The sequence below is a fragment of the Brevundimonas sp. EAKA genome, from assembly GCF_000698025.1.
Taxonomy (GTDB): domain Bacteria; phylum Pseudomonadota; class Alphaproteobacteria; order Caulobacterales; family Caulobacteraceae; genus Brevundimonas; species Brevundimonas mediterranea_A.
Map to the genome: position 1 here is coordinate 12,125 of NZ_JMQR01000024.1, position 22,805 is coordinate 34,929.

Sequence of the window (22,805 nt, forward strand, 5' to 3'; positions counted from 1 at the left end):
TCAGTCTTCGACGTCGGTCGCCGGGCGGTCGTGTCCGTCGGCGCTTTCCGTGACCCAGCGGCCGTCGGAGGTTTCGTATTCGATGGCGGCGTTCTCGTCCGGCACCTTCTGTTCGCGCGCGGCCCGGACCGCAGCGGCCTTGGCGGCCTCGTGGGTGGCGAAGGTCTCGGAATAGGTGCCTCCGGACTGGTAGGCCCACCCGCCGTCGTGCTCGACGATGCGATAGGTGACGTGGGCCATGGGAATCTCCTTCAGGGGGTCAGGCCATGACGTTAGCCCGAACCCGTTGTCGCGTCATGGGCTTCGCTTCGCGACCTTACAAAGATTTCACGTCGGGCCGCGCATCCGTACGCGCATCCCACAGCCTCTTGTGATCAGAAGGCCGCCACATCAGGCTGTCGCATCGGATCAAGAGAGAGTTCATCATGGGCGCTACACCCGTCTTCATCGTCTTCATCGTCTTCACCGCGATCGTCGCCGTGATTGTCGGGCCATCGTTCCTGAAAAATCGGGAGCGCCGCGAGATGCAACTGACGGTAAGGCACGCGGTCGACAAGGGCCAGACCCTTCCGCCCGAGTTGATCGACGCCATGACCAAGGACGTGCAGAAAGGGCTGCCGTCGCGCAGCAAGGACATCCGCAAGGGCGTGCTCAGCCTGGCGAGCGGCGTGGGTATCGCCGGATTTGCGTTCACGGTCGGCGGGTTCACCAGTCAATGGGGCGGAAATGGCGAGGGGCCTCTGCTGGGTCTGGCCTGCATCCCCGTCGCTATCGGCATCGCCTTCATCATCCTGGGCTTGTTCAACCCGAACAAAGACTGACGTCCGCCGGAAGGGGGGAACGTCATGATCAAACCACTCAGAGATCTCCACGACGTCGAGCTGGCCGCCCAGGCGGCGGCCGGCGGACGGCGGGAGTATGGCGAACTGGTCCGTCGGCACGGGTCGGCGGTCCGGGGCCTGCTCCGCCGCATGGGCGCGGCGCCGTCCCTGGCCGACGACGTGGCCCAGGACGCCTTCCTGCAAGGCTTCCAGCGCTGCTCGGAGTTCCGGGGGCAGGGGACTTTCGCCGGTTGGATCAAGAAGATCGCCGCGCGCCTTTATCTGAAGCGCGTCGCGCGCGAGGCCCGCTATGTCGCGGAAGTCGAGGCGGACGAGGCCGACGTCGTGGTCGATCACGCCGGCTTCATGGACCTGGACGAAGCGATGAAGACGCTCAACGAAACCGAACGGGTCTGCGTCTCCCTGTGCCACGGCGCAGGAATGTCCCACCCCGAAATCGCGGCGGCCATGAATTTGCCGCTCGGCACGGTGAAGTCTCATGTCAAACGTGGTCTGGATAAACTCCGCGCCCGGCTTCAGCCGGCGCAGGCATCAGGCGGGAGGTCGACCCATGTCGGCTGATGAATTCGATCCGATGATCGAGCGGCTGTTCGCGCAGAGCCCGCGACTGGCCGACGAGGGCCTGTTTCTGGCGACCGTCCAGGCCAGTATGGAGAAACGGTCGCGCTGGCGCACCCTGGCCCTGACGGGGGCCGGCCTGGTCGGCGGCGTCCTGGCGGTGCGCGAGGGGGTGAATTTCAACTTCTCTGCAGACGGAGAGACGACTCTGACGCAGGGCGTGCGGACGGCGGCGGCGACGGCTCAGGGCGCGGCCCAATCTGGGCTGGAGGGCTTGGGTGTCGGATCGTTCGATCTGATGGACGGGTCGGGCATGATGGCCTTCTGGATCGTGGCTGGAGCCCTCGTCGCCGTGCTGGCGGCGGGCCTGGTGAAACTGTCTCAGGACGTGTGAGGGTGACTTGCGGGATCGCGGGGCTTATCTGACCCGACTTGAAGTCAGGAGCCTCTCGATGTCCGTTCACACCCAGGAGACGATCAAGCGCGTCTCCGTGCCTGATATCGCTGGCCGCAAGGGCGGCGAGCCCATCGTCTGCCTGACCGCCTATGACGCGCCGATGGCGGGCCTGCTGGATCCGCACTGCGATGTTCTGCTGGTCGGCGACAGCCTGGGCATGGCGGTGCATGGCCTGCCGAACACCGTGGGCGTGACGCTGGAGATGATGATCCTGCACGGCCAGGCGGTGGTGCGGGGATCGCGTCGGGCCCTGGTCGTCGTCGACATGCCCTTCGGCTCGTATGAGGGCGGCAAGGAAGCCGCCTATGACAACTGCGTGCGCGTCATGAAGGAAACCGGCGCCCAGGCGGTCAAGCTGGAGACCAGCGTCGAACTGGCCGAGATCGTCGCCTTCCTTGTCAAGCGCGGCATCCCGGTCATGGGTCATGTCGGGCTGCGTCCCCAGGCGATTCTGGCCGAGGGCGGTTTCAAGGCCAAGGGCCGCACCGATTTCGAGCGGGACCGTGTCATGGCGGAAGCCCGGGCCACGGCCGAGGCCGGCGCCTTCTGCATCGTCATCGAGGGCGTGGCCGAATCGCTGGCGCGCGAGATCACCGAGAGCATCGACGTCCCCACCATCGGCATCGGCGCCTCGGCCGCCTGCGACGGCCAGGTTCTGGTGGTCAACGACATGCTGGGACTGTTCGACTGGACCCCGAAATTCGTGCGCAAATACGCGGATCTGCGCACCGAGATCGACCGCGCGGCGGCCGCTTTCGCCAATGATGTGAAAACCCGCCGTTTTCCTGCCGAAGTCGAGACCTACTTCTCGAAAAAGCCGGCTTCGCAGTAACGGGCTACGTTGCGGCGGCAAGGGCGAACCTCTAGGGTCCGCGCCGGTTTGCTTTTAGCGATTTTGGGGCGACGTTTCAGTGGTTGATGTCTTCGAGCAGGTCGAGGAGGAGCTTCGCTCCGACCGGTACAAGCGCCTGGCCCGCACCTGGCTGCCCGTCGTGGGCGTCATTCTGGTGGTCGCCCTGGTCGCCGCCCTGGGCTGGTGGGGCTGGGACAGCCTGAATTCGAGCAAGGCCGCCAAGGGCGCCGAGGCCTATGATCGCGGCATGGAGGCCCTGCGCGCCGAAAAGCCCGCCGAGGCCCGTCTCGCCTTCGAGGAGACGGTCAAGGAAGGCAACGACGCCTACAAGGTCCTGGCCCTGCAGCAGCAGGCCGGCCTGGCCGTGACCGCCGACAAGATCCCTGACGCCGTCCGCCTGTTCGACCAGGCCGCCAAGACCTCCAGCGATCCGATCCTGTCGGACCCGGCGGCGTTCAAGGCGGCCCTGCTGATCATGGACACGGCGCCCTTGGCCGATATCGAGGCTCGCCTGACGCCCCTGGCCGAAGACAAGCGCCCGCTGCACGCCTTCGCCCAGGAAGCCCTGGCCCTGGCCCGCCTGCAACACGGCAAGACCAAGGAGGCCCGCGAGGCCTTCGTCCTGCTGCAACTGGGACAGGACGTGCCTGATGATGTTCGTCAGCGCGCCAACATTGCTGTCGCCACGATCGACGCCGGCACGGCGGGGGCGCTCAAGAGCATCGCCGATGCGGCCAAGAACGCGGCTCTGCCGGCCGCCGGCGCCGCCAATGCGCCCACTCCCATCGCCCCGGCCCAACAGTGACGACCCCCTACAGGACGCCCAAGATGAACCGAGTTCTGAAAGTCGCGCTGATCTGCGGCGTCGCCGCCACCATGGCCTCATGCGGCACGGTCAGCCGTAACCTGCCGTTCGGCCTGGGCAAGAAGGACGACGCCAAGGCGACCGCCTCGGCCGGCGAACGCATCTCGGTGCTCGAGTTCGAACAGCAGCTGGCGCCGTCGGCCGCCCTGTCCGGCCGCGACTACTTCCTGCCGGGACCCCAGGCCGCCACGGCCTGGACCCAGCCGGGCGGGACGTCGGAAAACCTGGTCGAACACGTCATCGCGGCCCCCAATTTCCAGATCGCCTGGAAGCGCAGCGTGGGCGAGGGCTCGGCCCGCGTCGGCAATGTCATGGCGCCCATCGTCGCCGCCGACGGCAAGATCTTCGTGCTGGACGGCGAATCGACCGTCTCGGCCGTCTCGGCCGACAGCGGCGACATCCTGTGGAAGGTCAACGTCAAGGACGCCGAGCGTGACCGCAGCGGCGGCTTCGGCGGCGGCGTCGCCTTCGCCGGCGGCAAGGTCTTCGTCTCGTCCGGCTATCGCTCGGTGACGGCCCTGGACGCCGCCACCGGCGCCGTGGTCTGGACCCAGCAGGTCGATTCCCCGATCCACGGCGCCCCGACGGTCGTCGGCGCCCACGTCTTCGTCGTCGATGTGGACAGCCAGCTGTTCGCCTTCGACGTCAACAGCGGCGCCCAGGACTGGACCTATCGCGGCATCGCCGAGCCGGCGCGCGTCATGCGCGCCTCCAGCCCGGCCGTGACCGGAAACACCGTCATCGCGCCGTTCTCGTCGGGCCAGCTGGTCGCGCTCAGCGCCCTGAACGGTCAGCCGCTGTGGGAACAGACCCTGTCGCGCACCAGCCGCACCAGCGCCCTGTCGGAAGTCCGCGACGTCGCCGGCCGCCCCGTCATCAGCCGGGGCATGGTCTATGGCGTCAGCCATTCGGGCGTTCTTTCGGCCCTGGACCTGCGCTCGGGTCAGCCCAAGTGGCAGCTGCCGGTCACCGGCGTGAACGCCCCCCTGCCGGTGGGCGACGTGGTCTTCATCGTCTCCACCTCGGGCGAACTGATCACCGCCAATCGCGACACGGGCCAGATCTACTGGACCCGCGAACTGAACGAGGGGCGCAAGCGCAAGGTCGGCGGGTTCCTCAACTTCGGCCGTCGGACCATCTATCCCCAATGGTCGGGTCCGTTGCTGGCTTCCAACCGCCTGGTGATGGTCAACTCCTACGGCGAGGCCGTGGCCTTTGATCCCAAGACGGGCGTCGCCCAGACGACGCTGAAACTGGGCGCCCCCGCCTATATCGCCCCCGCCGCCTACAACGGCGCCCTGTACGTGCTGACCGACAACGGCCAGCTGATCTGCATTCGCTGACTCTTCAGCCCGAATTAAGCTAGAAAGCCGAAATGGCTCTGAAGGTCGCGATTGTCGGCCGCCCCAATGTGGGCAAATCGACACTGTTCAACCGCCTCGTCGGCAAGCGCCTCGCGCTTGTCGATGATCGCCCCGGCGTGACCCGCGACCGGCGCTACGCCGACGGCAATATCGGCGACATGGACCTGACGCTGATCGACACGGCGGGCTACGAGGACGTCACCGACGACAGCCTGGAAGCCCGGATGCGCGAGCAGACCGAGGCCGCGCTGGAAGACGCCGAACTGGTCATGTTCATGATGGACGCCCGCGAAGGCGTCACCTCGCTGGACCGGATCTTCGCCGAGCGTCTGCGCAAGGTGCACAAGCCGATCATCCTGCTGGCCAACAAGTCTGAGAGCCGCGAAAGCGGCGGCGGCGTCGGCGAGGCGCACGCCCTGGGCTTCGGCGAACCGGTCGCCATCTCGGCCGAGCATGGCGAGGGCATGGCCGACCTGTACAAGGCCATCCGCACGGCGTCCGAAGACATCTTCATCGAAGAGATCGACGAGCCGGACAAGCCGATCCGCATCGCCGTGATCGGTCGTCCCAACGCCGGCAAGTCCACCCTGATCAACCGTCTGATCGGCGACGACCGCCTGCTGACCGGACCGGAAGCGGGCATCACCCGCGATTCCATCTCGGTCGACTGGACGTTCGAGGGCAAGAACATCCGGCTGGTCGATACGGCCGGCATGCGTCGCAAGGCGCGCGTCCAGGAGAAGCTGGAGAAGCTGTCGGTCGCCGACACCATCCGCGCCATCACCTTCGCCGAAGTCGTCATCCTGATGATGGACAAGGACGACGCCTTCGACACCCAGGACCTGCAGCTGGCCGACCTGGTCGAGCGCGAAGGCCGCGCCCTGGTCTATGTCGCGTCCAAATGGGACCTGGAGGACGAGCCCCAGGCCCGCATGGCCAAGCTGAAGGGCATGGCCGAGGACAAGCTGCCGCAACTGAAGGGCTCGCCCTTCGTGGCCCTGTCCTCGCACTCGGGCCGGGGCGTCGAACGCCTGATGCCGGCCGTGCTCCAGGCCTATGACACCTGGTCGGTCAAGGTGAAGACCAAGGACCTGAACACCTGGCTGTCCATGGCCACCCAGCGGCACCCGCCGCCCGCCGTGGACGGCAAGCGGATCAAGCCGAAATACATCGCCCAGACCAAGGCCCGTCCGCCCACCTTCGTGCTGATGGCCAACCGCGCCGAGTCGATGCCCGAGCATTACAAGCGCTATCTGGTCAACTCGATCCGCGAGAGCTTCGACCTGCCGGGCACGCCGATCCGGCTGAACGTCAAGTCCAGCGGCGTGAACCCCTATGCCGAGGGCGGCGCCAAGTCCGGACCGGAACGCTACAAGGGCGACGCCAAGACCGCGCCGCGCCGCATCAAAAAGGCCGAGAAGGAAGAGGCCCTGTCCAAGCTGCCCGGCAAGGCGCTGGAACAGAAGAAGACCCGCAAGGCCCAGCCCAAGGTTCTGGGCGGGCTGAAGTCCAGCGCGTCGAAGAAGGCCGGCTCGTCGGTGGCGGTCCAGAAGGGCGCCCGCGGCGGCGCCCGCCAGGTCTCGCGCTCGGGCCGCATCCGCACCGGCCAAAAGGGCGGCGCCAAGAAGTGAGCCTGTGATGCAGGTCGCGCCCGTCCTTCCCGACCGGCCGACCTCGCGCTGGCTGATTCTGGACGGGAAGGGGCGGGTGCTGCTGTTCCGCTTCGTCTACGCCGATGGACCGATCGCAGGCACGGCCTTCTGGGCCACGCCCGGCGGCGGCTGCGAACCGGGCGAGACCTATGCCGACGCCGCGCGTCGCGAACTGTTCGAGGAGACCGGCCTTATCGTCGCTGATCCCGGGCCGGAAGTCGCCCGCCGCGTCGTCGATTTCCGCCTGCCCGACGGCCGCCTGTCCCACGTGGACCAGCGCTTCTTCCTGCTGCGCACCGAACTCTTCGACCCATCGCCGACCGGCTGGACCGAGGAGGAACGTCGCGTCCTGATCGAGCATCGCTGGTGGACGACGGCCCAGATCACGGCGTCGGAAGATACGATCTGGCCGGACGATCTGCCCGAAATTCTATCGACGCTCTAAACCATCCGTCCACAGCATTCGCGAGCGAGTTTCGCTTGCATTTAAACTTCTTGCCACGGCCTAAAAACCGGCGCTTGGATTTTCGCTCTACTGGAGCGATTTATGACAACCACCCCGATTTTCGATCTTCAAGCGGTTCAAAAAGTGCGCAAGGGCGCCGTCCTGATCGCCCTGCTGGCGCTTGTCGGCCTGACCATGGTGTCTCAGTCCGCTTTCGGCCTGGACAGCCCCATGCACGAAGGGGTGGAGGCCGTGGGTCTCGCCGCCATCGTCTTCGCCATCGTCGGTCGCGCCTGGTGTTCGCTCTATATCGGCGGGCGCAAGAAGGCCGAGATCGTGTCGCGCGGCCCGTATTCGATCAGCCGCAATCCGCTCTACATCTTCAGCTTCTTCGGCGCCTTCGGCATCGGCGCCCAGAGCGGCAGCCTGACCCTGGCGGTGCTGTTCACCCTCGCGTCCCTGGCGGTCTTCTATCTGACCGTTCGCCGCGAAGAGGCCTGGCTGGGCGCGACCTTCGGCGCCGCCTACGCCGCCTACAAGGCCCGCACGCCGCGCTTCCTGCCCAACTTCGCCCTGTGGCGTGACGAGGCCGAACTGTCGATCCGCCCGTCCTTCTTCCTGACCACCATCCGCGACGGCCTGGTCTTCCTTCTGGCCATCCCCCTGTTCGAAGCCATCGACCTGGCCCAGGCCGAAGGTTGGCTGAAGGTGCTGGCGCACCTGCCCTAGGCGGCTCGGATCCCGGCCAAACCCTCGACCGCCAGGGTCTCGCGCATCCGCGCCGCGTCCCGGCCGGGCGGCAGACCGAACTGGCGGGCGTATTCGCGGCTGAACTGGGACGGGCTGTCGTAGCCGACCGCGAAACCCGTCTCCGCCGCCCCGTCGGCGCCGCTCAGCAGGCGGGCGCGGGCTTGTTGCAGCCGCACCTGCTTTTGGAACTGCAACGGGCTCATGGTCGTCACCGTCCGGAAATGCCGGTGGAAGGTCGACCGGCTCATCCCGGCCAGGTCTGACAGGGCCTCCAGCCGCATCGGCTCGGCGTAGTGGGCGCGGATCCAGTTGATGGCGCGGCTGACGCCCGACAGGCGGCTTTCGGCCGAGCCGATCTGGCGCACCGTCGCGGCGTGCCGGCTGTGCAGCAGCCGCCACACCAGTTCCCGCTCGATCATCGGCGTCATCACGGCGATCTCGTGCGGCCGGTCCAGCAGACGCAGCAGGCGCGCCATCGGTTCCAGAAGTTCGTCCTCCAGCTGTGTCACATGGATGCCCGACGGCGGTGACGGGTCCGAGGCGGCGGGGGCGCCGATCTCCACCATCAGGCTGGCGATCGTCGCCGGGTTCAGGTCGAAGCTCAGGGCGCGGTACGGCGCTTCGATGATGCTGCCGCAGACCGGCAGTTCCGCCGACACCACCAGGCAGTCGCCGGCCCGATAGGAATAGACGGTCTCGCCGAGGATCGTCTGTTTGCCGCCGGACACCACCAGGCACAGCATGGGTTCATAGCCGACCGACACCATCCGCGTCGGCGCGTCGCTGCCATACAGGCGCAGGCCCGGCACGGCCGAGCGCGACAGGTCGGGCGGCGCGTGGCGCGCGACGATGGCGCTCATTTCGGGCAAGAGGCTCATGTCCACATCCAACGCCTGTCGTCGGGCCCGCGCAAGCGACGGAGCGCGCTTTGACAGGATCGTGCAAGACTTCGCCTGGATCGCCCTAACGCCTGGAAGGCGAAGGCGCGTCTTCTCCATCCCGTCAGACAGAGGAGACATCTCATGACCACCCCATCCCGGAAGACCTGGTTCGTCACCGGCGCCGCCCGCGGCCTGGGCGCCGCCATCGCCCGCGCCGCTCTGGACGCCGACGACCGGGTCGTCGTCGCCGGCCGCAACCGCGACGCCCTGGTCGAGGCCTTCGGTCCCGACAGCGACACGGTCCTGTCCGTGACGCTCGACGTCACCGACCCCGCCGCCATCGCCGCCGCCGTCGAGGCGACGGTCGCCCGCTTCGGCCGCATCGACGTCCTGGTCAACAACGCCGGCTACGGCCACCTCGGCCTGTTCGAGGAGACTCGGCCCCAGGACGCCCGGACCCAGTTCGACACCAATGTCTTCGGCCTGTTCGACATGACCCGCGCCGTCCTGCCGGTCATGCGGGCCCAGCGGTCGGGCCATGTGTTCAACATCTCGTCGATCGGCGGCCTGCGGGGCGGCGAGAGCGGCTCGATCTACTGCGCGTCCAAGTTCGCCGTCGAAGGCTTCACCGAGTCGGTCGCCGCCGAGGTCAAACCGTTCGGCGTCCGCATGACCATTGTCGAGCCGGGCTTCTTCCGCACGGACTTCCTCGATTCGACCTCGGTCCGTTTCGCCGATAGTCCCATCGCCGACTACGCCGAGGCCTCGGCCGCCCTTCGCGCCTTCTATGAAGGGCGCAACCAGAACCAGGCCGGCGATCCGGCCAAGCTGGGCCAGGCCCTGGTGACCCTGGCGAATGCGGAAAACCCGCCCCTCCGCTGGTCGGCGGGCACCGACGCCGTCGCCGTGGTGGAGGGCAAGGCCGCCGACCTTCTCAGCGAACTGAACGCCTGGCGCGACCTGTCGGCTTCGACGGACGGAAGCTTCGCCTTCCGCAAGGAACCGGGGCTGGACACCGCCTGGAGCTGATCAGACCAGGGCCTCCGTCGTTGGCGCGTCCCGCCAGTCGCGGAACCGCACCGTCAGCGGCGGCGTCAGGTCGCCGCGCGCCAGCTCGACCATCAGCGGGCCGATCTCGGAGGGGTGGGGCAGGGTCTGCGGATTCTCGCCGGGGAAGGCCTGGGCGCGCATCGCCGTGCGCATCCGGCCGGGATCAACGATGCTGACGCGGATCGGGGTGCTCTCCACCTCGTCCGCCCAGGCCTTGACCAGGGCCTCGGCCCCGGCCTTGGTCGCGGCGTACATGCCCCAGAAGGCGCGCGGCGAGGTCGCGACGCTGGAGGTGAGGTGGATGGCCCGCCCGGCGTCAGAGGCCCGCAGCAGCGGCTCCAGCGAGCGGATCAGCCGATAGACGGCGGTGAAATTGACCTTCTCGACCTTGGCGAATTCACGCGGGTCGGCGTGGGCCACCGGCGTCAGGCCCGACGGCCCCATGGTGGCGGCGGCGTTGACCCAGACGTCCAGCTTCTTGAACCGTTCGAAGATGGCCCCGCCCAGTCGGTCGATTCCGCCGCCGTCGACCAGGTCGAACGGAACCAGGGTCGCGTGCTTGCCGGTGGCGGAGAAGACGGCGTCGTCCAGTTCCTCAAGCCCGCCCTGCGTCCGGGCTGTGGCCACCACGTGGGCGCCGGCCTTCGCCAGGGCCAGGGCGCTCTCATAGCCTATGCCGCGCGAGGCCCCGACGACGAGGGCGATACGGTCTTTTAATGGCAGGTCTGACATAGCCCTGCTTAGCCCGCGTGGGCGGCGGTCGCCAAGCGGGATCAGGCAGAAGGCGACCACAGGCTGTAGCTGACGCCCTGATCGTCAACGACCACGACATTGCGTCCCGAGGGCATCCGGATGCGGCTCAGTTTCCGCCGGAGGCTGTCTGGGCGAGGCTGTATGACGCCGCAGCGGCGACCAAGATCATCAGCAACCCGACGCCCAGCCAAACCATAGACGGGACGCGAATGCGGCGCTTGCCGGGGAGTAGCTGCCCCGCGCCCAAGCCCGTCGTCAAACCAGCGAGGGTCCAAGGCGACAGGGCGGCTTGGTTTCCCGCCAGGATCAGGTTGAAGACGAAGAACACCCCGACAATCGCCAAAAGTCGGCCGCCAAATCTGATCAGGAAGAGCCTCCCCTCCTGCAACTGGCTAGTTTGAACAGGGTTGTACGCCATCAAACCAAGATATCAGGCGCTGACCAGCAGGGAAAGTTGCCGCGCCGAAACCTCCCGGCCGCCTTCCTCGATCTCGCGATCCAGCAGGCGGGTGGGGTAGTCGCCGGTGAAATAGTGGTCGGTGTACTGGGGACGGGCGTTGTTGCGGCCCGTCTCGCCCATGGCGCGGTACAGGCCGTCGATCGACAGGAAGCCCAGCGAATCGACCTCCAGCAGTTCGCGCATTTCTTCCAGCGTCTTGTTGGCCGCCAGCAGTTGCGCCCGTTCCGGCATGTCGATGCCGTAGAAGTCGGGGAACAGGATCTGCGGGCTGGCCGAGCGCAGGTGGACTTCCTTGGCGCCGGCGGCGCGAACGGCGCGGACCAGTTTGACCGAGGTGGTGCCGCGCACGATGGAATCGTCGATCAGCACGACCCGCTTGCCTTCCAGCGCCGACTTGTTGGGGCTGTGCTTCATGCGCACGCCCTTCTGCCGGGCGCCCTGGCTGGGCTGGATGAAGGTGCGGCCCAGATAGTGGCTGCGGATGATGCCCATCTCGTAGGGAATGCCGCTCTCCTGGGCGTAGCCCAGGGCCGCCGGCACGCCGGAGTCGGGCACCGGCACCACGATGTCGGCCTCGACGCCCCATTCGCGGGCCAGACCCCGGCCCATCTCCTTGCGGACCTCATAGACCGAGCAGCCGTTCACGACCGAATCCGGGCGCGAGAAATAGACGTATTCGAACAGGCAGGGACGGGCGGCGCGGGCCGGGAAGGGCTTGATCGATTCCAGGCCGTTCTCGTCGATGACCACGACCTCGCCGTGTTCGACGTCGCGCACGAAGGTGGCGCCCATCATGTCCAAGGCGCAGGTCTCGGACGCCAGCACCCAGGCCTCGCCGACCTGGCCCAGCACCAGCGGGCGGATGCCCAGCGGGTCGCGGGCGCCGATCATCTTGTGACGGGTCTGGGCGACCAGGGCGTAGCCGCCCTCGATCCGCGCCAGGGCGTCAATGAAGCGGTCGACGATCTTGGCCTTACGGCTGCGGGCGATCAGGTGAAGGATGACTTCCGAGTCCGACGTCGACTGGAAGATGGCGCCTTCGCTGACCAGCTGGCCGTGCAGGAATTTGAAGTTGGTCAGATTGCCGTTGTGGGCGATGGCGATGCCGCCCTGATCCAGGTCGGCGAACATCGGCTGGATATTGCGCAGGAAGCTGCCGCCGGCGGTCGAATAGCGGGTGTGGCCCACGGCCGCGCGGCCGGGCATGCGGGTCATCAGGTCGGCGCCGCCGAAGGCCTCGCCCACCAGGCCCTGGTGGCGTTCGGTGTGGAAACGCTCGTCCTTGACGCTGGCGATGCCGCAGGCTTCCTGGCCGCGATGCTGCAGGGCGTGAAGGCCCAGGGCGACGATGGCTGAGCCTTCGTCCTCGTCCGCCCCCCAGACGCCGCAGACGCCGCACTCCAGCCGCAGTTGGTCGTCCTCCGGCTCGCGCCAGTGCTCGCGGTGGACGACAGGATCGGCGATATGGTGGCGCATCGTGGGGCTCCGATGACCGGGGGAAACTTAAGGGGCGGCTTCGCGCGGCGAGTTAGTCTCGGATTGCGTCCGAGGCAAGGCTTCGTCGTTCGAAAACCCTTTGCGCACGGATGAATCGACCACGGGCGTGATCGCATCGGCGCCTCGCCCGATGCCGGGCAGGATGATCTGGATGGCGCGGGCGCCTACGGCGCTGACCTTGTAGAGGGCCGCTTCGCTCAGCCAGCGCGGCGTCCGTTCGCCCGGCATGGCCGCGACGATGACCAGATGGACGGCCCCCAGCAGCACCAGGGCCCGGCCCGCGCCGACGAAGACGCCGATGAACCGGTCGATCCCGCCCAGCTGCGGATGCGCCTGCGCCCGCTTCGACAGGAAGGAGCCGAACAGCCGGACGCCGAAATAGACGATGAAGAAGGCGACCACCGCCGCCAGTACGGTCCCCGCCCAGTCCGGATTGACCAGGGCGCGCCCCAGGATCGCCGTCCACGGCAGGGTCACCAGCGCCACCAGCGCGGCCAGCAGCGCGCTGAGCAGGGTGATGATCTCGCGCACGCCCCCACGCACCCAGCCGGCGGCGGCGGAGAACAGGATCACCACGATGGCGAAGACGTCGTAACCGGTCACTCAGGGGTCCAGCGGCTGTTGCGTGCGTCTAATAGCGGTTTTGCGAGATTCGTTCGACCACATCCGTCAAACGCGTCGCCGACGTCACCTTGACCCCCTTGGTCTTGCCGCCGTTCTGGGCCAGGGGCGGGCAGAGCACATGTTCAAAGCCCAGTTTCTGGGCCTCTCGGACCCGCGCTTCGGCCCGGCCGACGCTGCGGACCTCGCCTGACAGGCCGATCTCGCCGAACACGACGCAGCCCTGAGGCAGGGGCATGTCCAGCGCCGAGCTGATCAGGGCCGCCGCCGCCGCCAGGTCCGCCGCCGGCTCATTGATCCGCAGGCCGCCGGCGACGTTCAGATAGACGTCCTTGTCCCCGAACCCCAGGCCGCACCGGGCCTCCAGCACCGCCAGCAGCATGGCCAGGCGACCGGAGTCCCAGCCGACCACCGCCCGGCGCGGCGTGCCATAGGCGGACGGCGCCACCAGGGCCTGGATCTCGACCAGCACCGGCCGCGATCCCTCGATCCCGGCAAAGACGGCCGCGCCGGGCGCCCGGTCCTTGCTGTCGCCCAGAAACAGGGCCGACGGATTGGCGACTTCCCTCAGGCCGCTGTCGCCCATTTCGAACACCCCGATCTCGTCGGTGGCGCCGAACCGGTTCTTGCCGGCGCGCAGGATGCGGAACGGATAGCCGCGCTCGCCCTCGAAGGTCATGACGGCGTCGACCAGGTGTTCGACCACGCGCGGCCCCGCGACCTGGCCGTCCTTGGTGACATGCCCGACCAGAACCACCGCCACCCCTTGGGTCTTGGCCAGCCGCACCATCTCGCCGGCGCAGGCCCGGACCTGGGTGATCGAGCCCGGCCCGCTCTCGTGAACGTCGGACCACAGGGTCTGGATCGAATCGACGATGACGATGTCGAACTGTTCGCGCTTCAGCGTGCCCAGGATGTCGCGCAGCGCCGTCGCCGCCGCCAGATTGACCGGCGCCTGTTCCAGCCCCATCCGCTTGGCCCGCGCCCGGATCTGTTCGACCGCCTCCTCGCCCGAGATATAGGCGATGCGCGCCCCCCGCAGGGCCGCCTTGGCCGCCACCTCCAGCAACAGGGTGGACTTGCCCACCCCGGGATCGCCGCTCAGCAGGATGGCCGAACCGGGCACCACGCCGCCGCCGCAGACCCGGTCGAACTCGGCCACGCCCGTGGTGATGCGGGGCGGTTCGGGGGTGTCGGACTGAAGTGTCTCGAACTGCAGGCCGCGCCCGCGCGCCGAGGCCGCCGCCGACGGCTTGATCGCGCCCGGCGGCGCCGACCGACTCTCTTCCGTCAGGGTGTTCCACTGGCCGCACGACGCACACTGGCCCGACCATTTGCCGTGGACCGAGCCGCAGGACTGACAGACATAGAGGGCGGAATCGCGAGCCATGAGCATCCTTTAGCAGGCCGAAGGGCGGACGGACCGCCCAATCCGGTGGCCCTTTGCACCGTCGTCACGTCATTTCCGGTCGCAACCGCAACCTTTGCCGTAGTTCCGGGTTGAGATCGTGTCGCAAATGGCTTGCGTCGTCAGGTGACGTGACGTCAATATTCCGCTTCGCCCCCACTGTTTTACAGGCCCTTGTCCATGACCGAACCCTCCACCCCGTCGACGCAACCCGCCGTCGATCCGGCCCTGATCGCCCGGGTCAAGGGCATCATCCTGCAGCCGAAGACCGAATGGGCGCGCATCGACGGCGAGTTCGCCACGACCCGCAGCCTGTTCACCCGCTACGCCATGATCCTGGCCGCCATCGGCCCGATCTGCAGCCTGATCGGCGGCCAGGTTCTGCCCCTGTTCGGCACGCCCATGTCGATCCTCGGCGCGCTTCTGGTCGCGGTGGTCAGCTATGGGCTGTCCCTGGTCGCCGTCTATCTGCTGGGCCTGATCATCAACGCCCTGGCCCCCAGTTTCGGCGGGGCCAGCGATTCGGTCCAGGCGATGAAGGTGGCGGTCTATTCCTATACGGCCATGTGGCTGATCGGGGTCTTCGGCCTGATCCCGATGCTGGGCGTCCTGGCCATCCTCGGCCTGTACAGCTTCTATCTGCTGTACCTGGGTCTGCCGATGCTGATGAAGGTCCCGGCGGACAAGGCTGTCGGCTATTTCATCGTCACGGTGATCCTGGGCCTGGTCATGACCTTCATCATCAACGCCATCGTCGGCATGATCGGCGCCAGTTTCTTGGTCGCCGGCGCCGGCATGGCGGCCATCACCGGCGGTTATTGACCGACATAGGCGCGGGGAACGCGGACGGTGACGGCGGTCAGCAGTTCATAGCTGATGGTCCCCGCCGCCGCCGCCGCCGCATCGATGGGGCGATGCGCCCCGAACAGTTCGACCCGGTCGCCGACCGCGACCTCCAGCCCGGTCACATCGACCGTGCAGACGTCCATCGAGATCCGGCCCAGCAGCGGCCGGGTCTCGCCTGCGACCCAGACCGCGCCGCGCGGCCCATAGGCCCGCAGGACCCCGTCCGCATAGCCCGCCGCGACCACAGCCGCCCGCATCGGTCGTTCGGCCACGAAACCGCGCGAATAGCCGACGCTCTCGCCCGCTCGCACGTCGCGCACCAGCAGGACCTCCGCCGTCAGGGCGGCGACGGGGGCGATCCGCTCGTCCGGCCGCCCCTCAGGTCCCCCGCCGTACAGGCAGACGCCCGGCCGCACCGCGTCGAAGGCGAAATCCGGCCCCAGGAAACAGCCGCCCGAATTGGCGAAGGACCGTGTCACGCCCGGATAGCGTTCAACCACGCCCGCGAACCGGTCACGCTGGCGCCGGTTCATCGGCTGGTCCGGTTCGTCGCCGCAGGCCAGGTGGCTCATGACCAGGCTCAGCCCGTCAAAGGCCTCGGGCGCATCCTCCGGCCGGAAGCCCAGCCGGTTCAGGCCGGTGTCGATCTGAATGCCGCAGGCTCCGCCGCCGGCCTCGGCCCAGGCCTTCATCTGCGCCGGCTGGTTCAGCACGGGCCGCAGGTCCGCCGCCTTCAACAGCCCCGCCGCCTCGCCGTGACAGCCGTCCAGCACATAGAGGACGGGCTCCGGGCCCAGCGCCGTCCGCAGGGCTGCGCCTTCGCCGGCCCGCGCCACGAAAAAGGTCCGCGCCCCTTCCGCCATCAAACGTTTCGCACAGGCCTCGGCCCCCAAGCCATAGGCGTCGGCCTTGACCACCGGATGCACCGGCACGCCGGTCACGGCCTCCAGGGTGTGAAAATTGCGGGCGAGCGCGTTCAGATCGACGGACAGCAGGGCGGGGGAGGGCATGGCGGCCCTTATTGGCGCAACTTCCCGACGATGGAAGGCCTGACCCGATCAATCCTCGTCGCTGAACGGCGGGGGCAGTCGTCCGGACTTGAAGATGATGGTCGGCTGTTCGTCGTAGTCGCCCATCTCGGTGTCCGCCGAGACGGAAAAGGCCACCACGCCCAGCCGCAGGGGCGCCATGCGTTCGGCCTTGCGCCGCGCCTCCTCGGCGTCCTTGCAGCCCACCTGCGGCTCGGCCTTCAGCCCCTTGCCGCGCCCCTGCACATAGGTCTGGAGAATATAGACGGTTTCGCTGGCCATCCGCACCCAAGGGGCCTGTTCGCGGCCCAGGTCAACCGCCGGCCTCTATTCGTAGCTGACTTCCTCATAGCCGTGCGCCAGGTTGCCGAACCGCACCGTCTCGGCGTCGAAGGCCAGTTTGACGATGCCGATGGGGCCGTGGCGCTGCTTGCCGATGACGACCTCGGCCTGGCCCTGCAGCCGGTCCATGTCCTGCTGCCATTGCAGGTGTTCCTCGGTGCCTTCACGCGGCTCGGCCCGGCCCAGGTAGTAGCTTTCGCGATAGACGAACATCACGCAGTCGGCGTCCTGCTCGATCGAGCCGGATTCACGCAGATCGGACAGTTGCGGCCGCTTGTCCTCGCGCTGTTCCACCTGACGCGACAGCTGCGACAGGGCGATGATCGGCACCGACAGCTCCTTGGCCAGGGCCTTCAGGCCGCCGGTGATCTCGGACACCTCCTGCACCCGGTTCTTCTGCCCGCCGCTGTCGCCGGTCGTGACCAGTTGCAGATAGTCGACGATGATCAGGTCCAGCCCGTGCTCCATCCGCTTCAGCCGCCGCGCCCGGGCCGCCAGCTTGGACATGGACAAACCGCCGGTGGCGTCGATGTACAGGGGGCTCTCGCCGATCTCGACCGCTGCGTCGCGCAGCTTGCCGAAGTCGGTGGCGTCGATCTCGCCCTTGCGCAGCTTGTCGGAGGACACGCCCGAGGCGTCGGCCAGGATCCGCATGGCCAGCTGTTCGGCGCTCATTTCCAGCGAGTAGAAGGCCACCACCCCGCCGTTGACCGTCTTGCGGCCCTCCGGCGTCGGCTCCCACTGATAGGCGCGGGCCACATTGAAGGCCATGTTGGTGGCGAGCGCGGTCTTGCCCATCGACGGACGGCCGGCGAGGATCAGAAGGTCGGAGGGGTGCAGCCCGCCCAGCTTCCGGTCCAGGTCGTTCAGGCCCGTCGCCAGACCCGCCAGCTTGCCTTCGCGCTGATAGGCTTCTGCCGCCATCTGAACGGCGCCGGACAGGGCGTGGGAAAAGCTGACGAAACCGGACGACGGCTTGCCGGTCTCGGCGAGCGAATACAGGGTCTGTTCCGCCTGTTCGATCTGTTCGTCGGCGGGCGTCTCGGGATTGGGCGCCTCCTTGATGATCTCGCCGCCGATACGGATCAGGTCGCGCCGCAGGGCCGTGTCATAGACCACCCGCGCATAGTCCGGCGCATTGGCCGCCGGCGGGGCCCGGTCCACCAGATCGGCGAAATAGCGCAGGCCGCCGAACTCCTGGAAGGCGGGGTCCTGCTTGAACCGCTCCATCAGGATGGTCGGCTCGGCCAGCATCCCCTGGCGGATATGATCCTCGATCGCCTCGAACAGCCGCTGGTGGAAGGGCTCGTAGAAATGCTGGCCGCGCAGCCGGTCGCTCAGGCGTTCGAACACGCCGTTGTCGAACATCAGCGCGCCCAGCAGCGCCTGTTCCGCCTCCAGATTGTGGGGCATCGAGCTGACGCCGCTGGAGTCCATCGGCGAGGACGAGAAGGGCATGGGGGCGAACGCGTTCATTGTCTTAACGCTCTAGCCCTGACACGCGCCTGCGTCAGTCGTGGACGTCGCTTCGACCGTGGACAGATCGTCCACCCTGTGGGCGAACGGGAATTCCTCAGTCGGGGCGATCAGGCGCCGGCGGTCAAGACTGCCATGGCGAAGATCCAGAACGTCCATTTCAGCCCGATCGCCTGACAGGCCGCTCGACCGCGCGATACGGGGCGCTCCAGCAGATAGGCGCCGGTCACGACGCCCCATATCCAGCTTGAGACCGCCAATCCCAGCCAGCCGTTATTCCAATGGATTCCGATGACATAGACGGCGAAACCCGCTGCGACGCCCGGCCAGGCGCGTTTCAGGAACCGTTGCGACAGTTCTATCGGAACGAGGGTGAACAGCGCAGCCTCGGCGGTCATCAGGGCCAGGCCCAGTGCGAACAGGGCGGCGGGATGAAGTCCCTCCGGCGTCTGCACGGCGTCGACCTCATCCGGCCCCAGAATCAGCCCGAGCCCGGTCAAGCCGCCCACTATCAGCAGCGCGCCTCCGATGAATATGATCGCGGATCGAGGCGCGGACGTTCGCACCGTCCTGCCTTGGGTCATGCGGGGCAGGGATATTTCTCGGCCATCCACTCACGCACGGCCTGGGTCGTGCTGATGCCGCGCCGCTCGGCGGGGATGGCGTTGAACCGGGCCAGAATGGCGTCGGCTGACAGGCCTACCTTGTCCGGCATACAGGTGGCCGAGCGGCGACCGGCCGCTGTGGCCGCCGTCTGTTCCGCGCGCACCGTCTGCACTGCCCCGCGAAACTCGCCCATCAGCCGCCGGGTGTCGGGCCGCAACAGGGCGGTGGGGTTGCGGGGAATGCCGTTCGCCGTCGTCAGAAACTCCTGCACCGTCATGGCGCGCGCCGTCCCGGCCACGAGCGACAGGGCCAAGGCCCCCGCGATGATCCTGGTCTTCATTGATCCCCTCCGAACAAGAGGGCCAGATTGAGCGGCGATATGTGGCGCAACGGCGGCGCGAATCTCGTGTGGTTCTGAAGCTTCGGTAATGTTTCCGCTCGGCATTCTCATCACGAAAAAGGAGCGCTCCGGCGAGCGCCCCTTTCGTTGCTCCAGATTGGATCAGAAGCTGTAGCTGAGCCGCGCGTACAGGAACCGACCGTTGAAGCCGAACGGCGAATAGCTGGGGAAGCCCACCGACCCGGTCGCCCCGTTCAGGGCCGCCGGCGTATATTCCGGATACTCGTCGAACAGGTTGTTCACCCCCACCGCAAGACCGACCCCGTATGGGAACTGATAGCGGCCTTCCAGATCGATCAGGGTCTTGTCGCCGGTCTCGTAGTCCAGGCTGGCGGCGTTGTTGGCGACCAGGACGCTGGCGTAATAGGTCGCCTTGGCCGACACGCCGAAACCGCCCAGGCTCCAGTCGATCCCGCCGACCACCTTGGTCTTGGGCGTGCCCTTCTCGAACGCCAGGATGTTGGACCGGTCGAACAGGAAGAAATCCGACGTCGGAATGCCGATGGAGGGCGTCTCCGGCGTCTTGTCCACCGTCGTCTCGTTGTAGTTTCCGGCCAGGGTGAAATCGAACCGGCCGAGCGTGTCTGTCGGCAGGCGATACCGACCGACCACGTCGATTCCCTTGGTCGTCGTGTCGACGCCGTTCAGGAAGAAGCGGGCGGCGCTGACGCCGAAGGGCGCCAGCAGGGTCTGGACCGCCGTGGTGGTCGCTGCCGACTGGCTGGGGCGCGTCGTCCCCAGGCTCTCGGAATAGATGATCCGGTCTTCAAGCTCGATCTGATAGGCGTCGATGGTCAGTTCGAATCCGCCGGACCGGAACACCGCCCCCACCGAATAGTTGACCGAGGTCTCGGGCTCGAGCGGCTTGGAGCCGAGGGCCAGGGCTACGGGGTCGTCCACGCGGAAGGTGCCGGCCTGGATCAGGCTGGTCACGGGCAGGCCGCCGATCAACTGGGTCACCAGATTGGTGGCGGTATAGCTGAAATACTGCTGCTGCAGGGCCGGGGCGTGGAAGCCGGTGGAGACCGCGCCGCGCAGGGCGAAGGCCGGCGAGAAGTCGTAGCGCGCCGAGACCTTGCCGGTGAACTGGTCGCCGAAATCGGAATAGTCTTCGTAACGGCCGGCCACGCCGACCGTCAGCCCCTGGGTCAGCTTGCCTTCCAGATCGACATAGGCGCTCCAGTTGTTGCGGTCCTCGTCCGCCGCATTGGCCGGCGAGAAGCCGGGGAAGCCCTGGGCTCCGCCGCCGCCGGCGCTGGGTCCGCGATTGTAGGAGGCGGGCTCACCGGCATAGACCTCGAAACGCTCGGTCCGGTATTCGACCCCGAAGGCCAGATTGACCGGTTCGATCAGCCCGAACTCCAGCGGCCTGACGCCATCGACGCCCAGCGTCAGTTGGTCGTACTTCAGCCCCCCGGCCTCGAACTCCTGCTGCGACGCCGCGCCATACGAAGCGTTCAGCGAGTTGGTGACGCGATAGTCCAGCACATTTCGCCCGTAGCCGACCGAGACGTCCCAATCGATCCCGGCCGCCTCGCCCTTGACCCCGCCGTACAGGTTGTAGTCGACGATCTGGGTGTTGATCAGCGGCAGGAAGCCGTTGGGATAGATGGCCAGGACATTGTTGGCGTTGTTGTAGGCGCGGGCGGTCGCGCCGGATTCGCTTTCCTTGTGCTGGATGCCGCCGAAGGCATAGGTCTCCCAGTCGGCGTTGATCGGCTTGCCGGCGTTGAACCACAGCGACTGGGATTCCACCGCCGGATCGCCGAACCGGCCCAGGACCGTGTTCGTGGACGTATTGCCGACCACGGCCGATGGCGCGGCGTAGTCCGAACGGTTGGTCGGATCGCGTTTCTGCAGTTCGCCCGATACGGTGACGAACCCGTCCTCGCCCAACGGCAGGCCGATCCAGCCGGCCAGGGACGTCTGTTCGCCGTCCGTGGCCTCGTGCGATCCGCGCGCGGTGTCGTATTCGGTGTCGTAACGCCCATGGTTCAGCGTCAGGCCGCCGCCGTCGCGGGCCTGGCGCAGACGCAGGTTGATCACGCCGGCGATGGCGTCGGAGCCGTACTGGGCCGAGGCGCCGTCGCGCAGCACCTCGACGGAGCCCAGGGCGACCGAGGGAATGGTGTTCAGATCGAAGGCCGTGGATCCGCGTCCCAGGGCGCCGTTCACATTGACCAAGGCGCCGACGTGGCCCCGCTGTCCGTTGATCAGCACCAGGGTCTGGTCAGGGGCCAGACCGCGCAGGGTCGCCGGGCGGACGTGGTCGGAACCGTCCGAGATGGCGGGGCGGGGGAAGTTGATCGACGGAGCGGCGGCGTCCAGGGCGGCGGCGGTCTCCGTACCCGTCCCGCTGCGGGTCAGGGTCTCGCCGGTGATCACGTCCACGGGAGCGATCGTGTCCAGGCGGGTTCGACCAATGGCGCGGGTGCCGGTCACCACGATCTCGCCGATGTCGGCGGCGTCCTCCGCCGGTGTCGCCTCCTGGGCGAAGGCGAGCGGCGCGGACATCAGCGCGCTGGTGGAGACAAAGGCCAACAAGACGGAACGACCGGAATACAGCTTCATGACTATCCCCAAACGACAGCGGCCTGTTGGGAGGGGCGGCGACCGGCCACGATTTCGACACCCTGGCTGGGATGAAAAGGCGCAATAAATTGGTCGCGCCGTCGACAAATCTCAGCCTTAGTTGAGAGTGTTCACCGCTGTTTACGTCGGTCAAGAAAGGAGTTTGCGCAAACTCTCATCGCCGCCCCAAACCTTCGTGGCTGTTGCAAACTTGTCATGGATTGCGTGAAGGCGCGCCCGGCCTCCTGCCGAGGGCCCACGCAGCAAAAAGGGCGCGTTCCTTGCGGAACGCGCCCCTGATGTTTCCGGCGATCCGGCCTCGAAAGGCCGGCGGGATCAGGCTTCGTCGCCGAAGCCTTCCTGTTGACCGGCGCCGCCTTCGATCAGTTCCTGGGCCGATTGCTCGGCGGCCTGGCGCTCATCGTCGAACTGGCTGCGGATCACGTCCTCGCCCTTGGCTTGACGCTCGGCTTCATCCATCGAACGGGCGATGTTGATCTTGACCGATGCGCGGACCTCGGCGTGCAGGCGAACCGGCACTTCGTGGACGCCCAGGTTCTTGATCGCCGTGTTCAGGACGATTTGCGAACGCTCGACCTTGCCGCCTTCGGCCTGGATGGCCTCGGCGACGTCGCGGCCGGCGACCGAACCGTACAGGTGACCGGTTTCACCGGCCTGACGGATCATGATGTAGGTCTGGCCGTCGATCTTGTCGGCGACCTTCTGTGCATCGGCCTTGTTCTTCTCGTTGCGTTGCTCGATGGCGACGCGGTCGAGTTCGAACGCCTTCAGGTTGGCGGCGGTGGCCCGACGGGCCTTGTCGCGCGGCAGAAGGAAGTTACGGGCGAAGCCGTCCTTGACGGACACGACGTCGCCGATGGCGCCGAGATTCTCGACGCGTTCCAGCAGAACGACCTTCATCTTACTTCACCACATACGGCAGGAGGGCCAGATAGCGGGCGCGCTTGATGGCCTTGGCCAGTTCGCGTTGCTTCTTCTGGGAGACGGCGGTGATGCGCGAAGGCACGATCTTGCCGCGTTCGGAGACGTAACGCTGCAGCAGCTTCACGTCCTTGTAGT

Annotated in this window: 26 protein-coding genes; 11 read left to right on the forward strand and 15 right to left on the reverse strand. The window is 67.3% G+C overall.

What is annotated here, in order from left to right:
- Complete coding sequence (locus tag ER13_RS05440) at positions 1-240, reverse strand: DUF2188 domain-containing protein (protein ID WP_008259809.1); 240 nt, start codon at positions 238-240, stop codon at positions 1-3.
- Positions 241-425: 185 nt separating this feature from the next.
- Here ER13_RS05440 and ER13_RS05445 point away from each other — a divergent pair, with 185 nt between their 5' ends.
- The 9 genes from ER13_RS05445 to ER13_RS05485 all read left to right on the forward strand — a co-directional run bounded on the left by ER13_RS05445 (position 426) and on the right by ER13_RS05485 (position 7,765).
- The gene (locus ER13_RS05445; protein WP_008264372.1) at positions 426-821 is read left to right on the forward strand and encodes a DUF6249 domain-containing protein; all 396 of its coding nucleotides are present in this window, start codon (positions 426-428) and stop codon (positions 819-821) included.
- Positions 822-845: 24 nt separating this feature from the next.
- Positions 846-1,403 carry an RNA polymerase sigma factor gene (locus ER13_RS05450; protein ID WP_008263098.1) on the forward strand — a complete coding sequence of 186 codons (558 nt, stop codon included), beginning with the start codon at positions 846-848 and terminating at the stop codon, positions 1,401-1,403.
- The gene (locus tag ER13_RS05455) at positions 1,393-1,794 is read left to right on the forward strand and encodes a hypothetical protein (protein WP_035307401.1); all 402 of its coding nucleotides are present in this window, start codon (positions 1,393-1,395) and stop codon (positions 1,792-1,794) included. Before ER13_RS05450 ends, ER13_RS05455 begins: the two co-directional genes overlap by 11 nt.
- Before the next feature lie 58 nt (positions 1,795-1,852).
- Complete coding sequence (gene panB / locus ER13_RS05460; protein WP_035307403.1) at positions 1,853-2,689, forward strand: 3-methyl-2-oxobutanoate hydroxymethyltransferase; 837 nt, start codon at positions 1,853-1,855, stop codon at positions 2,687-2,689.
- 79 nt (positions 2,690-2,768) lie between these two features.
- Positions 2,769-3,515 carry a tetratricopeptide repeat protein gene (locus ER13_RS05465; RefSeq protein WP_035307405.1) on the forward strand — a complete coding sequence of 249 codons (747 nt, stop codon included), beginning with the start codon at positions 2,769-2,771 and terminating at the stop codon, positions 3,513-3,515.
- 23 nt (positions 3,516-3,538) lie between these two features.
- Complete coding sequence (locus ER13_RS05470) at positions 3,539-4,918, forward strand: PQQ-binding-like beta-propeller repeat protein (protein ID WP_035307407.1); 1,380 nt, start codon at positions 3,539-3,541, stop codon at positions 4,916-4,918.
- A gap of 32 nt (positions 4,919-4,950) precedes the next feature.
- Positions 4,951-6,570, forward strand: coding sequence for a ribosome biogenesis GTPase Der (der, locus tag ER13_RS05475; protein WP_008259997.1), 1,620 nt, complete (start codon positions 4,951-4,953; stop codon positions 6,568-6,570).
- Positions 6,571-6,577: 7 nt separating this feature from the next.
- Complete coding sequence (locus tag ER13_RS05480) at positions 6,578-7,036, forward strand: NUDIX hydrolase (protein ID WP_035307409.1); 459 nt, start codon at positions 6,578-6,580, stop codon at positions 7,034-7,036.
- Positions 7,037-7,138: 102 nt separating this feature from the next.
- The gene (locus ER13_RS05485; RefSeq protein ID WP_035307411.1) at positions 7,139-7,765 is read left to right on the forward strand and encodes an isoprenylcysteine carboxylmethyltransferase family protein; all 627 of its coding nucleotides are present in this window, start codon (positions 7,139-7,141) and stop codon (positions 7,763-7,765) included.
- On the opposite strand, the gene ER13_RS05490 is transcribed toward ER13_RS05485, so the two are convergent.
- Positions 7,762-8,664, reverse strand: coding sequence for an AraC family transcriptional regulator (locus ER13_RS05490; RefSeq protein ID WP_231492483.1), 903 nt, complete (start codon positions 8,662-8,664; stop codon positions 7,762-7,764). The genes ER13_RS05485 and ER13_RS05490 overlap by 4 nt on opposite strands.
- A gap of 144 nt (positions 8,665-8,808) precedes the next feature.
- On the opposite strand from ER13_RS05490, the gene ER13_RS05495 reads away from it, so the two are divergent.
- Entirely contained in the window at positions 8,809-9,696 is an 888-nt protein-coding gene (locus tag ER13_RS05495; RefSeq protein ID WP_035307413.1) for an oxidoreductase, read from the forward strand.
- Here ER13_RS05495 and ER13_RS05500 read toward each other — a convergent pair whose 3' ends face one another.
- The 5 genes from ER13_RS05500 to radA form a co-directional block, all read right to left on the reverse strand.
- Complete coding sequence (locus ER13_RS05500) at positions 9,697-10,449, reverse strand: SDR family NAD(P)-dependent oxidoreductase (protein ID WP_035307414.1); 753 nt, start codon at positions 10,447-10,449, stop codon at positions 9,697-9,699.
- A 127-nt stretch (positions 10,450-10,576) separates the two neighbouring features.
- The gene (locus tag ER13_RS05505; protein WP_035307416.1) at positions 10,577-10,888 is read right to left on the reverse strand and encodes a hypothetical protein; all 312 of its coding nucleotides are present in this window, start codon (positions 10,886-10,888) and stop codon (positions 10,577-10,579) included.
- A gap of 12 nt (positions 10,889-10,900) precedes the next feature.
- The gene (gene purF, locus ER13_RS05510; RefSeq protein WP_008260342.1) at positions 10,901-12,406 is read right to left on the reverse strand and encodes an amidophosphoribosyltransferase; all 1,506 of its coding nucleotides are present in this window, start codon (positions 12,404-12,406) and stop codon (positions 10,901-10,903) included.
- A 27-nt stretch (positions 12,407-12,433) separates the two neighbouring features.
- A complete protein-coding gene (locus ER13_RS05515) occupies positions 12,434-13,030 on the reverse strand; it encodes a CvpA family protein (protein ID WP_008258948.1) in 597 nt (198 codons plus the stop codon).
- A gap of 28 nt (positions 13,031-13,058) precedes the next feature.
- A complete protein-coding gene (radA, locus tag ER13_RS05520; RefSeq protein ID WP_035307418.1) occupies positions 13,059-14,438 on the reverse strand; it encodes a DNA repair protein RadA in 1,380 nt (459 codons plus the stop codon).
- Between the two features lie 198 nt (positions 14,439-14,636).
- Here radA and ER13_RS05525 point away from each other — a divergent pair, with 198 nt between their 5' ends.
- A complete protein-coding gene (locus ER13_RS05525; protein ID WP_035307420.1) occupies positions 14,637-15,278 on the forward strand; it encodes a Yip1 family protein in 642 nt (213 codons plus the stop codon).
- Here the strand turns inward: ER13_RS05525 and alr are convergent.
- The 8 genes from alr to rpsR all read right to left on the reverse strand — a co-directional run.
- The gene (gene alr / locus ER13_RS05530) at positions 15,272-16,312 is read right to left on the reverse strand and encodes an alanine racemase (RefSeq protein ID WP_035307421.1); all 1,041 of its coding nucleotides are present in this window, start codon (positions 16,310-16,312) and stop codon (positions 15,272-15,274) included. The genes ER13_RS05525 and alr overlap by 7 nt on opposite strands.
- Positions 16,313-16,360: 48 nt before the next feature.
- A complete protein-coding gene (locus tag ER13_RS05535) occupies positions 16,361-16,612 on the reverse strand; it encodes a hypothetical protein (RefSeq protein WP_008260004.1) in 252 nt (83 codons plus the stop codon).
- 45 nt (positions 16,613-16,657) lie between these two features.
- Positions 16,658-18,148 carry a replicative DNA helicase gene (locus tag ER13_RS05540; protein WP_035307425.1) on the reverse strand — a complete coding sequence of 497 codons (1,491 nt, stop codon included), beginning with the start codon at positions 18,146-18,148 and terminating at the stop codon, positions 16,658-16,660.
- A gap of 110 nt (positions 18,149-18,258) precedes the next feature.
- Positions 18,259-18,648: a hypothetical protein gene (locus ER13_RS05545; RefSeq protein ID WP_154726155.1), complete on the reverse strand. Its 390-nt coding sequence runs from the start codon at positions 18,646-18,648 to the stop codon at positions 18,259-18,261.
- An 80-nt stretch (positions 18,649-18,728) separates the two neighbouring features.
- Positions 18,729-19,094, reverse strand: a complete 366-nt coding sequence (locus ER13_RS05550; RefSeq protein WP_035307429.1) for a hypothetical protein — start codon at positions 19,092-19,094, stop codon at positions 18,729-18,731.
- A 162-nt stretch (positions 19,095-19,256) separates the two neighbouring features.
- Complete coding sequence (locus tag ER13_RS05555; protein WP_035307431.1) at positions 19,257-21,725, reverse strand: TonB-dependent siderophore receptor; 2,469 nt, start codon at positions 21,723-21,725, stop codon at positions 19,257-19,259.
- Between the two features lie 336 nt (positions 21,726-22,061).
- Positions 22,062-22,646 (reverse strand): 50S ribosomal protein L9, encoded by a 585-nt coding sequence (gene rplI / locus ER13_RS05560; RefSeq protein WP_008261897.1) that lies wholly within the window; start codon positions 22,644-22,646, stop codon positions 22,062-22,064.
- A 1-nt stretch (position 22,647) separates the two neighbouring features.
- A partial coding sequence (gene rpsR, locus ER13_RS05565) for a 30S ribosomal protein S18 (RefSeq protein ID WP_035307433.1) occupies positions 22,648-22,805 on the reverse strand: 158 nt, incomplete at its 5' end.

Excerpts from the sequence above, each read along its gene's own strand:
- ER13_RS05550 (WP_035307429.1), bottom strand. The coding sequence starts at position 19,094 with ATGAAGACCAGGATCATCGCGGGGGCCTTGGCCCTGTCGCTCGTGGCC.
- ER13_RS05440 (WP_008259809.1), bottom strand. The coding sequence starts at position 240 with ATGGCCCACGTCACCTATCGCATCGTCGAGCACGACGGCGGGTGGGCC.
- ER13_RS05495 (WP_035307413.1), top strand. The coding sequence starts at position 8,809 with ATGACCACCCCATCCCGGAAGACCTGGTTCGTCACCGGCGCCGCCCGC.
- ER13_RS05540 (WP_035307425.1), bottom strand. The coding sequence starts at position 18,148 with ATGAACGCGTTCGCCCCCATGCCCTTCTCGTCCTCGCCGATGGACTCC.
- ER13_RS05535 (WP_008260004.1), bottom strand. The coding sequence starts at position 16,612 with ATGGCCAGCGAAACCGTCTATATTCTCCAGACCTATGTGCAGGGGCGC.
- ER13_RS05480 (WP_035307409.1), top strand. The coding sequence starts at position 6,578 with ATGCAGGTCGCGCCCGTCCTTCCCGACCGGCCGACCTCGCGCTGGCTG.
- ER13_RS05455 (WP_035307401.1), top strand. The coding sequence starts at position 1,393 with ATGTCGGCTGATGAATTCGATCCGATGATCGAGCGGCTGTTCGCGCAG.
- ER13_RS05505 (WP_035307416.1), bottom strand. The coding sequence starts at position 10,888 with ATGGCGTACAACCCTGTTCAAACTAGCCAGTTGCAGGAGGGGAGGCTC.
- radA (WP_035307418.1), bottom strand. The coding sequence starts at position 14,438 with ATGGCTCGCGATTCCGCCCTCTATGTCTGTCAGTCCTGCGGCTCGGTC.
- ER13_RS05525 (WP_035307420.1), top strand. The coding sequence starts at position 14,637 with ATGACCGAACCCTCCACCCCGTCGACGCAACCCGCCGTCGATCCGGCC.
- ER13_RS05470 (WP_035307407.1), top strand. The coding sequence starts at position 3,539 with ATGAACCGAGTTCTGAAAGTCGCGCTGATCTGCGGCGTCGCCGCCACC.
- ER13_RS05500 (WP_035307414.1), bottom strand. The coding sequence starts at position 10,449 with ATGTCAGACCTGCCATTAAAAGACCGTATCGCCCTCGTCGTCGGGGCC.
- ER13_RS05450 (WP_008263098.1), top strand. The coding sequence starts at position 846 with ATGATCAAACCACTCAGAGATCTCCACGACGTCGAGCTGGCCGCCCAG.
- der (WP_008259997.1), top strand. The coding sequence starts at position 4,951 with ATGGCTCTGAAGGTCGCGATTGTCGGCCGCCCCAATGTGGGCAAATCG.
- alr (WP_035307421.1), bottom strand. The coding sequence starts at position 16,312 with ATGCCCTCCCCCGCCCTGCTGTCCGTCGATCTGAACGCGCTCGCCCGC.
- panB (WP_035307403.1), top strand. The coding sequence starts at position 1,853 with ATGTCCGTTCACACCCAGGAGACGATCAAGCGCGTCTCCGTGCCTGAT.
- ER13_RS05485 (WP_035307411.1), top strand. The coding sequence starts at position 7,139 with ATGACAACCACCCCGATTTTCGATCTTCAAGCGGTTCAAAAAGTGCGC.
- ER13_RS05445 (WP_008264372.1), top strand. The coding sequence starts at position 426 with ATGGGCGCTACACCCGTCTTCATCGTCTTCATCGTCTTCACCGCGATC.
- ER13_RS05490 (WP_231492483.1), bottom strand. The coding sequence starts at position 8,664 with ATGAGCCTCTTGCCCGAAATGAGCGCCATCGTCGCGCGCCACGCGCCG.
- purF (WP_008260342.1), bottom strand. The coding sequence starts at position 12,406 with ATGCGCCACCATATCGCCGATCCTGTCGTCCACCGCGAGCACTGGCGC.
- ER13_RS05555 (WP_035307431.1), bottom strand. The coding sequence starts at position 21,725 with ATGAAGCTGTATTCCGGTCGTTCCGTCTTGTTGGCCTTTGTCTCCACC.
- rplI (WP_008261897.1), bottom strand. The coding sequence starts at position 22,646 with ATGAAGGTCGTTCTGCTGGAACGCGTCGAGAATCTCGGCGCCATCGGC.